Consider the following 14,999-nt stretch of genomic DNA (forward strand, 5'->3'; position numbering starts at 1 on the left):
GCCCCTGCCCACTCTCCTCCCACCTCACCGAAGGGACAGCCACCCCATGTCCACCGAAGCCGCCCCCGCCTCCCCGACCTACGGGAACTGGCGCCGACCGAGGCGGCCCGGCCTCGGACCGTTCGGGCTCATCGGCACCGTCGGACTGTTCGGCGGGCTCGTCGTCGACCTGATGGTGTCGCTCGTCTCCCTGCCGCTCACGCTGTTCGTGGTGCTCCTCCAGCTCCTCTTCCTGCTCCCGCTGGCCGTGCGCACCCAGGACGGCCGCAACGTCTACCAGCTCCTCGCGGTCCGCGTCGGCTGGTTCCGGCGCCGCGCCAAGGGCGCGACCAGCTACGTCTCCGGCCCGCTGTCCCCGCGCCCGGGCGGCAACTTCCGCCCGCCGGGACTGCTCAGCCGGGTCCGGGTCACCGAGGGCCGCGACGCCTACGACCAGCCCTTCGGCGTACTGCACCACCCCGGCAAGAACCTCTACACCATCGTGCTCGGCTGTGAACCCGACGGCGGTTCCCTCGTCGACTCCGACCAGATCGACAACTGGGTGGCGTCCTGGGGCCACTGGCTGGCCCGGCTGTCCAGCGAGCCGGGGCTGCGCGGGGCCTCCGTGGTCGTGGAGACCGCCCCGGACTCCGGCACCCGGCTGGCCAACGAGGTGCTCCCGCGCATCGACCCGAACGCCCCGGCGGCGGCGCGGGCGGTGATGGAGGAGGTCGTCCAGCGCTACCCCACCGCCTCGTCGGAGATGCACACCTACCTCGCGCTGACCTACGGGATGCCGCCCGGCCAGAAGCGCCGCGCCGAGGACCTCGTCGCCGACCTGGCCGTCCGTATCCCCGGCCTCCTCGAAGGCGTGGTCCGGGCGGGCGGCGGACCGGCCACGCCCCTGTCGGCGGAGCGCATCGCCGAGGTCGTCCGGGTGGCGTACGACCCGGCGGTGGGCGCGGACGTCCTGGAGGCCCGCGCCGTGCACGGCGGCACCGGGCTGACGTGGGAGGACGCCGGTCCCGCCGCGGCGATCGAGAAGGTGAACGCGTACCAGCACGACTCGGGGGTGTCCCGGACCTGGATGCTCACCCTCGCCCCGCGCGGCACCGTCCGCGCCCAGGTGCTGCGCGGCCTGCTGGAGGACGCGCCCGGCACCCGGCGCAAGCGGGTGGCGCTGCTGTACCGGCCCATCGACCCGGCGACGTCGGCGCGCATCGTCGAGGCCGACCGGCGGGCGGCGCAGTTCATGGCGACCTCCCGGCGCGGCATGGTGCAGGCCCGGGCCGCCAACGAGGTGCGGGCCGCCGAGCAGACGGCGGTGGAGGAGGCGACCGGCGCCGGGCTGGTGGAGTTCTCGCTGATGGTCACGGTGACGGTCGACTCCGACGCCGAACTGGAGGACGCGAACGTGACCATCCGCAACCTGCTGGCCGGGGCGCGGCTGCTGATGCGCCCCGCCGACCGGATGCAGGCGGCGGCGTTCAGCTGCACGCTCCCGGTCGGCCTCCTGCCGTGGGAGCACACCCTCGTGCCGCGCGAACTGAAGGAGGCGCTGTGAGCACCCGTATACGGCATGTACCGACGATGGACGACCTCGATCCGCACCCGGACGACGAGGCCCCCGCCCCGCAGCGCGACGAGGACCCGGACCGCAGGCCACAGCGGAACGACAAACGGCGGCAGGCCAGGAAGAAGAAGGCCACCGCTGCCGACCGCCCCCGCAAGGAGCCCCTCGTCCCCGCCCGCGGCTGGCCCGGCCCCGGTGGCGGGCAGGTCGCCCACCTCGACCCGCCGTCGATGTGGCGGGCCACCACCGTGCAGGCGTGCGGGCTGTGGCCGTTCGCCGCCGGTTCCGGCGCCCCCATGACCGGCGTACCGCTCGGCCAGCACCTCTACACCGGCGCCACCGTGTGCGGCGACCCGCTGTCCTGGTTCACCCGCGCCCACTACATCTCCAACCCGTCGCTGTTCATGCTCGGGATGCCGGGTCTGGGCAAGTCGACGCTGGTCAACCGGATGCTCATCGGGCTGGCCGCGACCGGTGTCGTACCGCTGGTGCTGGGCGACCTCAAGCCGGACTACGCCGACACGGTGCGCGCCCTGGGCGGCCAGGTCATCTCCATCGGCCGCGGCGTCGGCGGCATCAACGTCCTCGACCCCGGCGCCATGGGCGCGGCGGCCCGGCGGATCGGCGGCGAGGCGGGCCGGATGCTGGAGGCGGAGACGCACGGCCGCGTCCTCAACATGGTCGCCGCGCTCATCACCATCGTGCGGGACGGCGCCATGAGCGACCACGAGCAGTCCGTGCTCTCCGCCGCCCTGCACCACCTGCGCGAGCGCACCCCGCCCGGCCGCGCGCCGCTGCTGCCCGAGCTGGTGCGGGTGCTCGCCGAAGGGCCGCCCCGGGTCCGGGCGGTGACCCTGGACCGCGGCGACGAGGCCCGCTACCGGGACGCCGTGGACCCGCTGCACCGCTCGCTGCTCGGCATCCTCGACGGGCCGCTCGGCGACACGTTCGCCTCCGAGACGTCCACCCGCATCGACCTCGGCTCGTCCGCGGTGTGCATGGACATCTCCCGGATCGGCGAGGCGGACACCCAGCTCACCGCGGCGGCGATGCTCGCGGCCTGGTCCGACGGCCTGGGCACGGTCGCCGCCTCGCACGCCCTCGCGGACGCCGGACTCGCGCCCCGGCGCTGGTTCTTCACCGTCCTCGACGAGCTGTGGCGGCCCCTGCGCGCGGCCTCCGGCATCGTCGACCGCATCGACGCGCTGACCCGCCTCAACCGCACCCTCGGCCTGGGCGACGCGAAGATCACCCACACCCTGAAGGACGCCGAGGCGCTCGGCACCGACGCCGACCGGGTCAAGGCGCGCGGCTTCGTCGAACGCGCCGGGATGGTGGTGTGCGCCGGGCTGCCCCGCCAGGAGATGGAGGAGCTGGGCCACATCGTGGGCCTGTCCCGACGGGAGATCGAACTCGTCTCCTCCTGGTCGTCCCCGCCCGGCTGGGCCGCGCACGGCGACCGTGAGGAGCCGCCCGGCCGCGGCCGGTTCCTGATCAAGGTCGGTGGCCGTCCCGGCATCCCCATCCAGGTCGCCATCACCGACACCGAACGGCACCTGCACGACACCAACAAGCGCTGGGCGGCGAACGAGCCCACCGACGGCTCCCGGTGACGGCGGGGGCGGACGAAAGGTGAACCCATGAGCGGCTCCACCGCGGCCAAGGGCCGCATGTACGGCGGCGAACTCATGCCGTGGGCGATCGTGCTGGTGGCGGGCGGCTTCCTGGTCCTCTTCGGCGGCGTCTGGCTCGGCGGCACGCTGGGCGCCGCGGCGACCGGCTCCGGCTGGCACCCCCCGGCGTTCGGCCTGGCGTCGTTCGCGACCCTGCTGACCGAGGGCCCGGACAGGCTCTGGCCGGGCGCGTCCCCGACCGGTGTGACGGCCGGGATCGTCGTCGTCTTCGGCACGACCCTCGCGCTGTGCGTCCTGACCGTCCGCAAGGCGGTCAGCTACCTCGCCCGCCCCAAGGGCCTGGCCGGACGGCGTGAGCTGGCAGCCCTCGCCCCGGACGGCATCGCGGCCCGCGCCCGCGACCTGCGCCCGTCCCTCAAGGGCCGTACGGAACTCCACCCCGACGAGACCGGCAACCTCCTCGGCGACCTCGCCCCCAACGGCCCCGAGCTGCGGTCCTCCTTCGAGGACGTGGAGCTGGACCTGATGGCCCCGCGCGCGGGCAAGTCCACCGGCATCGCCGTCCCGCGCGTGCTGCGCGCCCAGGGCGCGGTGCTGCTGACGTCCAACAAGTCCGACGTGTACGCCGTCACCCGCGCCGAGCGCGCGAAGGCGGGCCGGGTGTGGACGTTCGACCCGCAGGGCATCGCCCACGCGCCCCGCGAGATGTGGTGGGACATCCTCGCGGACTGCCACACCATCGAGGGCGCGCGGCGGCTGGCCGGGCACTTCGTGGCGTCGGTCAACGACGACCAGTCGAAGAAGGACTTCTGGATCTCCGCCGCGCAGAACACGCTCACCGCGCTGTTCCTCGCCGCCGCCCGCGGCAGGGCGTCGGTGCTCGACCTGCTGGCCTGGCTCGCCGACCCCGCCGACCGCACCCCGGTCGACCTGCTGCGGGACGTCCAGATGGTCGCCATGGCCGAGCAGTTGCAGGGCACGGTACGCGGCGCGGTGGAGACCCGGGACGGCATCTACGAGACCGCCCGGCAGTGCGTGGCCTGCCTCCTGGACCCGGAGATCGTGGCCTGGGTGACGCCCGACCCGCGGCTCCCGCAGTTCAAGCCGCACGAGCACGTCCTCGGCACGGACACGCTCTACCTGCTCTCCAAGGACGGCGGCGGTTCGGCGGCGGGCGTCATCGCCGGGCTCGCGGACGCCACCATGCGCGCCGGGGTGGTCGCCGCGGAACGCATGGGGGGCCGCCTGGACCCGCCGATGACGGCCGTCCTCGACGAGGCGGCCAACGTCTGCCGCATCTCCGACCTGCCCGACCTCTACAGCCACTTCGGCTCCCGCGGCATCAACGTCGTCACCCTGCTCCAGAGTTACCGGCAGGGCAGCCGGGTGTGGGGCGAGGCGGGCATGGACGCCCTGTGGAGCGCGGCCACGATCAAGCTGCTCGGCGCGGGCCTGGACGACGCCGACTTCGTGGAGAAGATCTCCAAGCTGGTCGGCAACACGGACATCCGCACCCCGTCCGTCTCCCGCGGCAAGGAGGGCGTCTCCCGGTCGTACTCCTACCGCCTGGACCCCGTCCTGCCCGCCGACCGCATCCGCGCCCTGCCCAAGGGCACCGCCCTGCTCCTGGCCACCGGCGTCCGGCCCGCGCTGATCCAGCTGCGCCCCTGGTACAAGGAGCCCGGCGCGGCGGCGATCTCGGCGGCGGCGAAGGCGGAGACGGCGGCGATCACCGAACGCGCGACCCGGGCGTGGACCGGCGCCACCGCCCACCAGACAGCGGCCGCCCACGAGACAGCCACCGCCTACGAGACAGCCGCCGCCTACGAGACGGCCACTCCCGCCGACGGCCCGAGCAGGTGGCAACGCGACGCGGTGACCCTCGACAAGCGCGCGGGGTGACTCACCCCACCCGCGAGCCCGGCCCCAGCCCCACCGTCACCCCCCGCAGCACCCACTCCGCCGGGCCGTACCGGAAGCGCCGGGTCACCCAGCCGCTGACGGCGAGCTGGACGCCGTACAGGACGAGGCACCCGGCGAGCAGCGCCGCCGTCCCCACGCGCCCGTACCAGGCCAGCCCGTAGCCGGTGAACACCAGCGCCAGGACGAGCGACTGGGAGAGGTAGTGGGTGAGCGCCAGCCGCCCGGCGGGGGCGAGGACGGCGGCGACCCGGCGTCCGGACCCGCCGTCCAGCAGGAGCAGCAGCCCGCAGACGTACGCCGCCGTCAGCGCCGGCGCGGTGAGCACACCGACGGCGGAGCCGACGTCGTACCAGCGCCGGTCGAGCGGACCGTTGCGGCAGACCGCCATGACGACACCCCCGGCCAGCCCGACCGGCAGCGTGCGGGCGGCGCCGCGCCGCAGCCGCGCCCGGTGCCGGCCGGGTGCGGCGAGCAGCCCGGCCCGCCCGGCGGCGAGGCCCGCCAGCAGGGCCGCGAGGACGTCGAGGCCGTACACGAGGTTCCAGCCGAGTCCGTCCCGCAGCGCCCGCAGGTTGGCCCCGACGATGTCACCGGGACCGCCCCGGTACGCCGCGACCCGCTCCTCCGCCCAGGCCGCCGCCTCCCCCGCGCCCACCGGCTCCGCGTAGGCGACGGTGAGCAGCCCCCACGCCAGCAGGCACCCCGCGCACCCGGCGACGAGCCAGGCCGCCGTCCGTACGGCCGTGCGCGGGGTGACGTCCCGGAGCGCGAAGAGGACGAGGCTCAGCACCGCGTAGACCGTCAGGATGTCGCCGGAGAACAGCAGCGCGCCGTGCGCGAGCCCGAGGGCGAGGAGGCAGAGCAGTCGGCGCAGGTGCCGGGGCGCGAAGGGCGCGCCCGCCCGGTCGGCGGCGGCGCGCTGGAGGGTGAAGCTGTAGCCGAACAGGAACGCGAACAGCGGATAGAACTTGGCGGCGACGAGCGCGGTGACCAGCCACGCCGCCACCCCGTCCACGGCCGACGCGACCGGCGTTCCCCCGGCCCCCACGTGCGGTCCGGCGATGACCTGCGCGTTGACCAGCAGGATCCCGAGCAGCGCGAACCCGCGCAGCGCGTCGACCTCCCGGACCCGGGACGGAAACAGCACGAGGGGCCTCCTCACCTCGGGGGCACCAACGGCCCAGCCACCCCACCGGTTCAGTCGCCCCGCCCCCCGCCCCGGAGTTGAACCCTCCACCGCTCCGCCACGTTGCGCCTGACACCACGGCGGGACCGCGGTCCGCGGACGCGGCCCGCCCCCGTCCACCCGTCAGGAAAGGCAGCCACCTCATGTGGATCTCCCCTCGTCCGCCCCGACGTGACCGGCGCGACGCCCCCCGCGACACCGCGTACGGCTTCCTCTCCGTCGACGAGGCCGCGTACTTCCGGGCCCGCGTCCGGGAGGCCTTCGCCGAACGCGGTCTGGAGGTGACGCTCCAGCCGACGGGTGCGAGCGACAGCTCGGGCCGCCTCTTCGCCCTGGCCGACCTCGCCGCCGTCTGCCACCACGACCCCCGGGGACGGCGCGGCTGGGCGCGGCTGATCCACGACCACGTCGGCCGCCTGCTGCGGGTGGTGGACGGGCCGTCCCCGCTGGCGTCCCTCCGGCACGCGGACCTGCTCGCCGGGCTGCGTCCCTGGGTGGTCGCGCGGGACGTGATCGAGCCGGACGCCGTCCACCACACCCACGCCCGGGTGGTGGCGCCCGGCCTGTGCGAGGTCCTCGCCCTGGACCTGCCGGAGAGCGTGCTGCCGCTGACCGACGACGCGCTGGCGCCGCTGGGCGACCTGGCGGGGCTGCGCCGCCGCGCGCTGGCCAACCTCGGCGCCCTCCCGGTGGAGGGCCACACGGTGCTGCACGGCGCCGAGGGCGCGCGCTTCGGCGTGGTGACGGGCGCGTCGTTCTTCACCTCCAGCCGGGTCCTGACGGCGGACCGGCTGGTCCGCGACCTGACCGGGGAGGCGCTCGGCCCCGACGGGGCGCTGGTGGCGATGCCGAACCGCTACCACCTGGCGCTGTGCCCGGTGGGCGCCGTCCGGGGCGCCGCGCTGGTCCCGACGCTGCACGGCATGGCCGCCTTCGCCGCCGCCAACTTCACGGACGCGGTGGGCCCGGTCAGCCCGGACGTCTACTGGTGGCACCAGGGCGTGCTCACCCGGCTCGTCCGGCGGGACGGCGGGGAACCCCGGTTCACCCAGGACGCGGAGTTCGAGGTCCTGCTGATGCGACGGGCCGACGACGGTGCGGGGGAACGCTTCTGAGCCCATCCTCCACGCGTTCTGAACCCACCCTCCATGAGTTCATGTTCATGAACGAGGGTCATCAAGCGGAACATTTTTACTTCCTCTTGACCTACTGCTTCCTTGTCGTGCCCATGTAGGCGCCTCCACGATGAGCGGGCCGTTCACAAGGCGGACCGTTGAAGGGTGGCGCATGAACAGTCTCGACTGGGCCGTGCTCATCGGCTATTTCGGTGTGATGATCGCGATCGGCGTCTGGTCCCACAAACGCGTGGACAACGTCAGCGACTTCTTCACGGCGGGCGGAAAGATGCCCTGGTGGCTCTCCGGCATCTCCCTGAACCAGGGCATCCTCATCACCGGCGTCGTCACCGGCTTCTACTGCACCATCGGCGGCCTCTGGGCGGACGCGCTCACCGAACTCGGCCAGTTCGTCATCCAGCTCCTCGCCGGAATCGCCATGTTCGTGGCCGTCCTCGTCGAACTCGGCGACTACGGCGGCTTCTTCGGCGTCTGGGACGAACCGGCCCTCGACGGCCACGCCAAGCCCCTGGTCGGCCCCTACGGCACCGTCTTCCTCCTCGCCTTCCTCTTCATCAAGCTGTTCGAGTACAACGGCGGAATGCTCAACCAGGCCCAGCGCTACATGGCCACCCCCACCGCGAGGGAGGCCGAGCGCTCCGCCCGTCTCTCCGCGGCGCTGTGGCTGATCTGGCCGCTGGTGCTGTTCTTCCCCATGTGGATGTCGCCGCTGCTGGTGACCTCCGAGAAGGGCGACGGCTCCGACTCCTACGCCCTGATGACCGAACAGCTCCTCCCGCACGGCCTGCTCGGCCTGGTCATCGTCGGCTTCTTCTCCCACACCATGGCGATGTGCTCCTCCGACGCCAACGCCATCGCCGCCGTCTTCACCCGGGACGTCGCGCCGGTGCTGTCGGCGAAGGCACGGAGCTGGAGCGACCGTTCGGGCCTGATCGCGGCACGGCTGACCACCGTCGTCTTCCTCGCGCTCTCCATGGCGGTGGCGACCCAGGTCAACTCGCCCACCTTCAAGGACATCATCACCGTGGTGATCAAGTGGGTGGCCGGTCTGATGGGCCCGATCGCCATCCCGATGATGCTGGGCCTGCTCCGCACCTTCCGCCGCTCCGGCCCGACGGCGGCGCTGACCAGCTGGTCGATGGGTCTGCTGGCCTTCTGGCTGGTGAACTACCCGATCAACTGGAACGTCGACGGCGGTGTCCCGCTCCAGTACCAGGTCTCCATCCCGCTCGCCGTCTCCCTCGTCCTCTACATCCTGATCGGCTACCTGAAGCCGGAGGACACCCCGGAACGCCTCGCGATCATCGAACGCATCAACACGGACGGCGACGGCGCCGTGGCGATCGACGTCCCGACCGGACCTGCGGAGGACGAGGTGCTGCGGACGCCGGTGAAGGACTGACGCCCTCAGGCGCCCCTCGGGTACCGCGCCAGCCACCCGGGGGCCGCGCCCGCCGGGCCGTGCAGCGCGGGCCCCTGGGTCATCTCCATGGCGAAGTCGTCGGCCAGCTCCAGGATCGTCGGACGGCCCTCCAACTCGGACAGCCAGGCCGGGGGGAGGGCCGTCTCGCCGTACAGGGCGCCGAGGAGACCGCCGGTGAGGGCGGCGGTGGCGGCCGACGGCCCGTCCTGGTTGACGGCGAACCGCAGTCCCTGCCGTACGTCGTCGCCGACGAAGGCGCAGTACACGGCCGCCGACACCACCTGGTCCGCCGTCCCCTCCCCGGCCAGCTCCGCCACCCGCCCCGGGCTCGGCAGCCCCTGCCGCACCGCGCCCAGCGCCTGTTGCAGGGCGGCGGCGACCGGCTCCTGCCCCGGCCGCGCGGCCAGCAGCCCCAGCGCCCGCTGTACGGCCCCGTCCAGCCCCTCCCCCAACGCCAGCCCGTGCACGATCACCGCGTACGCGCCCGCCGCGAGGCAGGCGGTCGGGTGGCCGTGGGTCTGCGCCGCGCACTCCACCGCGAGCTGGACGACGAGCTGCGGCTCCCAGCCGACCAGCAGCCCGAACGGCGCCGACCGGGCCGCGGCCTCCGGCCCCCTCGCCCTCGGGTTCTTCGGCACCTCCACCGTGCCCATGGTGTCGTCGCCGAGCCCCATCAGCAGCGCCCGGGTGGGGTCACGCCGGGCGTACAGCCACTCCTCGCGCGCCAGCCAGCCGTCGTCCTTGCGCCGCTCGTCCGGCCCCCAGTCCCGCTGCGTCGCGGCCCAGCGCAGGTACGCCCGGTGCACGTCGCTCGGCGGGTGCCAGGCGCCGGTGTCCCGCCGTACCTGGGCGCGGATCAGTCCGTCGACGGAGAAGAGGGTGAGCTGCGTGAGGTGCGTGACCGCACCGCGCCGACCGTAGGCGGGCGCCAGGTCCACCACGCCCTCCGGGCCGTGCGCGCCCCGGATCCCGTCCAGCCCCAGCCCGTCGACCGGCGCCCCGAGCGCGTCGCCGAGCGCCGCCCCCAGCAGCGTGCCGCGCACCCGGCTCCGGAAGTCCTGCTGCTCGGCGCGCCCCCAGACGGCACCGGCTGTCGCGCCCACCCAGACCTCCCCAGGCACCGTCCGTCTGTTCCGTACGTACGTACGTCGTTCAGCACTGTAATCGAACCATGACGGGTGGTGGCTCAATGCGCATGGGCACCCCGGGGTCGTTGGGAAGGATGGGTGTCATGACCACACCCTCGCGAACGTCCCCCCTCGCCGCGGCCGTCCTCACCGCGACCGTCGCGCTCTACATGGCCCTCGTCGCCTTCGGCAACATCACCGACTTCGGCACCAACCAGCAGTTCGTCCGCCATGTACTGGCCATGGACACCACCTTCAAGGACGACGACCTGATGTGGCGCGCCATCACCACCCGGTGGCTCCAGGACGCCGCCTACGTGGCGATCATCGTCTGGGAGACCGTCTCCGCCCTGCTGCTGCTCGCCGCGACCTGGCTGTGGGCCCGCCGCGACCACACCCGCGCCCGGCGCCTGGCCACCTACGGCCTGCTGATGGTCCTCCTCCTCTTCGGCGCCGGGTTCATGGCGATCGGCGGGGAGTGGTTCGCCATGTGGCAGTCGGAGGACTGGAACGGCCTCGACGCGGCCCTGCGGGTCTTCGTCCTGGGCGGCGTCTCCCTGCTGGTCGTCCAGGCGACGCCCCGCCCGGGCGCCTCCCCTAACTGACCACCACGACCGTCGTCCCCGCCGTGCCGAACGCCCACAGCGCGTCCCCGTCCGCCGTGCGCGTCCGGATGCCGCCGGTCTGCGTGCCCTCGGCGGGCGGCGGGGGCGAGGAGCCGTCGAGGGCGTTGGAGAAGGCGATGGAGACGCCGGACTTGGCGGTGAAGTAGACGATGTGCTCGATCTCCACGCCGTCCGAGCCGGTGGTGGCGTCGTTGCGGGAGGACACCGCGTAGCTCCCGGGATCCGGGTTGACCGTGCCCGGCCAGACGGCGAACGTCCGCCGGGTCGCGTCGCTCGCGTCGACCAGCCACACCCGCTTGGCGCCCAGGGAGTAGACGATGCGCCGCCCGGTGCCGGAGTCGTCCGGCACCGGCGCCGGGGCGGCGGCCGTGGGGCTGGCGGAGGGCTTGGCGTCCGCCGGTGCCGAGGCCGACGGGCGGGGGCTGGCCGCGGCGGTGGGCTGCGGGCCCTCCTCGGCCTGGACGGCCAGCACGGCGACCGCCACGATCGCCCCTGCGGTCAGGCCGGTGACCCAGGCCCAGGAGGGAATCCGTCGGGCTGGCACGGCACGCATCTCCTCAGTCTCCGACCCGGTACCGGGTGTCGGATCATCGTACTGCGCGGTGTGCTCAGTCCAGCACCGGCAGCAGCTCGGGCAGGTGCCCGTCCGACTCCCGAGCCACCCGCTGGCGCTCCTCCGACACCTCGCCGTACAGCGTGGTGCGCGGCCGGGCCGGACGCCCCGCCGCCTCCGCCACCGCGACCAGGTCACGGACCGACTTGTACGACCCGTAGGAGGAACCCGCCATCCGCGAGATGGTCTCCTCCATCAACGTACCCCCCAGGTCGTTCGCACCGGACCGCAGCATCTCCGCCGCCCCCTCCGACCCCAGCTTCACCCAGCTCGTCTGGATGTTCGGGATGTACGGATGGAGGAGCAGCCGCGCCATCGCCGTCACCGCGCGGTTGTCCCGCGTCGACGGCCCCGGGCGAGCGATTCCCGCCAGATAGACGGGCGCGTTGGTGTGGATGAACGGCAACGTCACGAACTCCGTGAACCCGCCCGTACGCTGCTGGATCCCGGCGAGCGTGCGCAGGTGGCCGAGCCAGTGCCGGGGCTGGTCGACATGGCCGTACATCATCGTCGAGGACGACCGGATACCCAGCTCATGCGCCGTGGTCACGACCTCGATCCAGGTGGCGGCGGGCAGCTTCCCCTTCGTCAGCACCCAGCGGACCTCGTCGTCGAGGATCTCCGCCGCCGTCCCCGGGATCGAGTCGAGCCCGGCCTCCTTCGCCGCCGTCAACCACTCCCGCACGGACTTGCCCGTACGGGTGGCGCCGTTCACGACCTCCATCGGGGAGAAGGCGTGCACGTGCATCCCGGGCACCCGCTCCTTCACGGCCCGCGCGATGTCGAAGTACGCCGTCCCCGGCAGGTCCGGATGGATGCCGCCCTGCATACAGACCTCCACCGCACCCACCTCCCACGCCTGCCGCGCCCGTTCCGCGACCTGGTCCAGGGAGAGCGTGTAGGCGTCCGCGTCGGTACGGCGCTGGGCGAAGGCGCAGAAGCGGCAGCCGGTGTAGCAGACGTTGGTGAAGTTGATGTTGCGGGTGACGATGTACGTCACCTCGTCCCCGACGGCCGACTTGCGCACGTCGTCCGCGACCCGGCAGAGCGCGTCCAGCGCGGCCCCGTCGGCGTGCAGCAGCGCGAGCGCCTGCTCGTCGGTGAGCCGGGTCGGATCGTCGGCGGCGGTGGCGAGCGCGCCCCGCACGTCGGTGTCGATGCGCTCCGGCACCATCCCGGGGGCGGCGGCCTCCCGCAGGGCGCCCCAGTCGCCGTACACCTCGTCGAAGTCGTCGCGGCGGTCGGCCGTACGGCCCTCGGTGTCGATGGTGGCGTGCAGATCGGTACGCCCGGCCGCGACGAACGCCTCCTCGGGCTCCTGCCAGGGCCGCCCCTCGACGACGGCGTCCGGCAGCGCGAGCCCGCTCACCGGATCGGCGAGGGCGGCGACGTGCGGCCGCAACCGCGGATCGAGCCAGGGCTCACCCCGCCGCACGAACTCGGGGTACACGCACAGCCGTTCCCGCAGCTCGAACCCGGCCGCCCGCGACTTCTCCGCCAACTCCTCGATCCGCGGCCAGGGCCGCTCGGGATTCACGTGGTCGATAGTGACCGGCGAGACCCCGCCCCAGTCGTCGATCCCCGCGCCGATCAGCCGCCCGTACTCGGCGTCCACGAGGTTGGGCGGGGCCTGGAGACAGGCGGACGGCCCGAGCAGGTGCCGGGCGACGGCGACGGTGGCGACGAGTTCGTCCAGCTCCGCGTCCGGCATCCCGCGCATCGCGGTGTCGGGCTTGGCGCGGAAGTTCTGGATGATCAGTTCCTGGATCCCGTGGTAGGCGCGGGAGACCCGACGCAGCGCGAACAGCGACTCGGCGCGCTCGGCGTACGTCTCCCCAATACCTATGAGAATCCCCGAGGTGAAGGGCACGGAGGACCGCCCGGCATCCTCAAGCACCCGCAGCCGCACCGCGGGCTCCTTGTCCGGAGAGCCGTAGTGCGGCCCACCGGGCTCCGACCAGAGCCGGGTCGCGGTGGTCTCCAGCATCATGCCCATGGACGGCGCGACGGGCTTGAGCCGCTGGAAGTCGGTCCAGGTCAGCACACCGGGATTGAGATGGGGAAGAAGCCCGGTCTCCTCAAGAATCCGAATCGAAATGGCCCGTACGTAGGCGATGGTGTCGTCATACCCGTGCGCGTCGAGCCACTCCCGCGCCTCCGGCCACCGCTCCTCCGGCTTGTCGCCCAGGGTGATGAGGGCTTCCTTGCAGCCGAGGGCGGCACCACGCCGGGCGACGTCGAGGACCTCGTCCGGCGACATGAACATCCCGTGCCCGGCACGGCGCAGCTTGCCCGGGACGGTGACGAAGGTGCAGTAGTGGCACTTGTCCCGGCAGAGCCGCGTCAGCGGCACGAACACGCTCTTGCTGTAGGTGATGACCCCCGGCCGCCCGGCCTGTTCGAGCCCGGCGTCACGCACCCGGGCGGCGGACGCGGCGAGGTCGTCGAGGTCCGCACCGCGGGCCTGGAGCAGGACGGCCGCCTCGGAGACGTCGAGGGCGACGCCGTCCCGGGCACGTCTGAGGGCGCGACGCATGGAGTTCGCGGTCGGGCCGGTACCGCCGGGGCGGCGGTCGGGGGAGCCGGTTCCGTCAGTCGCGGGAGTCGTCATCCCCCGAGCATACGAGCGGTCGCTGAGCAGCGGACGAGCGGTGATCAGGACACGTGGGACTGGTAGGAGTCCAACGCCCGCAGCACCTCGGCCTCCCCACCCGGCGGCAACTGCACCACGGCCTCCTCGACACCGAGGTCCGCGTAGTGCGCGAGCTTGCCGGCGGTCGGGGAGACGGCGTACGGCACCACCTGGAGCGCCGCCGGGTCCCGGCCCGCGTCGGCCCAGGCCGCGCGCAGCACCGGCAGCGACTCGGACAGCCCGCGCCCGCCGATCGGCAGCCACCCGTCGGCGTACTCACAGATGTGCGCGAACAGCTTCGGTCCCGCCGCCCCACCGACCAGCGTCCGCGGCCCGCTCACGGGCCCACGCGGCTTCTGCACGGGCTTGGGGTAGGCGAGACTGGCCCGCACACTCCCGAAGCGCCCTTGATAGGCGGTGGGTTCATCGGCCCACAGCGCCCGCATCAACCGCACCCGCTCCCGTACGAGTTCCCGCCGCGTACGCCACTCCACCCCGTGGTCGTCGGCCTCCTCGACGTTCCACCCGAACCCGAGCCCGAGGGTGAACCGCCCGCCCGACAGGTGATCGAGCGTGGCGATCTGCTTGGCGAGGTCGATCGGATCCCGCTGGGCGACCAGGGTGATCCCGGTCCCGACCCCCAGCCGCTCGGTGACGGCAGCGGCCTGCCCGAGCGCGACAAAGGGGTCGAGCGTACGCCCGTACTCACGCGGCAGTTCACCCCCCGCCGGGTACGGCGTACTCCGCTCCGTCGGAATGTGCGTGTGCTCAGGCAGATACAGCCCGGCGAACCCCCGCTCCTCCAACTCGCGTGCGAGCCGGGTAGGGGTAATCGTCTCGTCGGTGAGGAAGACCGTCACGGCGATGCGCATGGTGCCGGTTCTACCCCGCCGGACGCGATCTGTCCATACCGACCGGTCGGAATCGAGGGGGCCGGGGCAGTCCTCGACACCCCGGGGGCATTCCCATACCCCCAACTCCCGAGGCACCGTGGGGGCCGCCCGCTTCTTTGGCCAGGGTCGTGCTTCCACGCCCCGGCCTCAAGGGCGCTCCGCTGTCGCTCCGCGTCGGCTGCGCCGATCGGCCTGCGGCCGACCCTTGACCCCGGGCCGCTCCAGCACGGGTGAGAAGCGCGCGGGCGGCCCGG

Annotated in this window: 11 protein-coding genes; 6 read left to right on the forward strand and 5 right to left on the reverse strand. The window is 73.3% G+C overall.

What is annotated here, in order from left to right:
• Positions 1–46: 46 nt before the first annotated feature.
• Genes ABZ659_RS33000 through ABZ659_RS33010 form a run of 3 tightly spaced genes read left to right on the forward strand, consistent with a single transcriptional unit; the run spans position 47 to position 5,088 of the window.
• Positions 47–1,543 carry an SCO6880 family protein gene (locus ABZ659_RS33000; RefSeq protein WP_360227680.1) on the forward strand — a complete coding sequence of 499 codons (1,497 nt, stop codon included), beginning with the start codon at positions 47–49 and terminating at the stop codon, positions 1,541–1,543.
• A complete protein-coding gene (locus ABZ659_RS33005; RefSeq protein ID WP_360227683.1) occupies positions 1,540–3,165 on the forward strand; it encodes an ATP/GTP-binding protein in 1,626 nt (541 codons plus the stop codon). The genes ABZ659_RS33000 and ABZ659_RS33005 overlap by 4 nt, the downstream gene beginning before the upstream one ends.
• Before the next feature lie 27 nt (positions 3,166–3,192).
• Entirely contained in the window at positions 3,193–5,088 is a 1,896-nt protein-coding gene (locus tag ABZ659_RS33010; RefSeq protein WP_360227686.1) for a TraM recognition domain-containing protein, read from the forward strand.
• Position 5,089: 1 nt separating this feature from the next.
• Here ABZ659_RS33010 and ABZ659_RS33015 read toward each other — a convergent pair whose 3' ends face one another.
• Entirely contained in the window at positions 5,090–6,256 is a 1,167-nt protein-coding gene (locus ABZ659_RS33015; protein WP_360227689.1) for a DUF418 domain-containing protein, read from the reverse strand.
• A 182-nt stretch (positions 6,257–6,438) separates the two neighbouring features.
• Between ABZ659_RS33015 and ABZ659_RS33020 the strand changes: the two genes are divergently transcribed.
• Complete coding sequence (locus tag ABZ659_RS33020) at positions 6,439–7,410, forward strand: hypothetical protein (protein WP_360227692.1); 972 nt, start codon at positions 6,439–6,441, stop codon at positions 7,408–7,410.
• A gap of 172 nt (positions 7,411–7,582) precedes the next feature.
• Complete coding sequence (locus ABZ659_RS33025; RefSeq protein WP_360227695.1) at positions 7,583–8,833, forward strand: Na+:solute symporter; 1,251 nt, start codon at positions 7,583–7,585, stop codon at positions 8,831–8,833.
• A gap of 5 nt (positions 8,834–8,838) precedes the next feature.
• Here ABZ659_RS33025 and ABZ659_RS33030 read toward each other — a convergent pair whose 3' ends face one another.
• The gene (locus ABZ659_RS33030; RefSeq protein ID WP_360227698.1) at positions 8,839–9,957 is read right to left on the reverse strand and encodes an ADP-ribosylglycohydrolase family protein; all 1,119 of its coding nucleotides are present in this window, start codon (positions 9,955–9,957) and stop codon (positions 8,839–8,841) included.
• Between the two features lie 128 nt (positions 9,958–10,085).
• Between ABZ659_RS33030 and ABZ659_RS33035 the strand changes: the two genes are divergently transcribed.
• Complete coding sequence (locus ABZ659_RS33035; protein WP_360227700.1) at positions 10,086–10,586, forward strand: DUF2165 domain-containing protein; 501 nt, start codon at positions 10,086–10,088, stop codon at positions 10,584–10,586.
• Here the strand turns inward: ABZ659_RS33035 and ABZ659_RS33040 are convergent.
• From ABZ659_RS33040 to ABZ659_RS33050, 3 genes are read right to left on the reverse strand one after another with little or no spacing between them, the layout of a single operon-like run.
• Positions 10,579–11,160 carry a hypothetical protein gene (locus ABZ659_RS33040; RefSeq protein WP_360227703.1) on the reverse strand — a complete coding sequence of 194 codons (582 nt, stop codon included), beginning with the start codon at positions 11,158–11,160 and terminating at the stop codon, positions 10,579–10,581. The two genes, ABZ659_RS33035 and ABZ659_RS33040, sit on opposite strands and share 8 nt — an antisense overlap.
• 55 nt (positions 11,161–11,215) lie before the next feature.
• Positions 11,216–13,831, reverse strand: coding sequence for a bifunctional FO biosynthesis protein CofGH (locus tag ABZ659_RS33045; RefSeq protein ID WP_360227706.1), 2,616 nt, complete (start codon positions 13,829–13,831; stop codon positions 11,216–11,218).
• Positions 13,832–13,875: 44 nt separating this feature from the next.
• Positions 13,876–14,724 (reverse strand): TIGR03619 family F420-dependent LLM class oxidoreductase, encoded by an 849-nt coding sequence (locus ABZ659_RS33050; RefSeq protein ID WP_360227709.1) that lies wholly within the window; start codon positions 14,722–14,724, stop codon positions 13,876–13,878.
• Positions 14,725–14,999 lie beyond the last annotated feature (275 nt).

Origin of the sequence: Streptomyces sp. NPDC006997 (assembly GCF_040635175.1) — a bacterium.
In the GTDB taxonomy this organism is placed as follows: Bacteria; Actinomycetota; Actinomycetes; order Streptomycetales; family Streptomycetaceae; genus Streptomyces.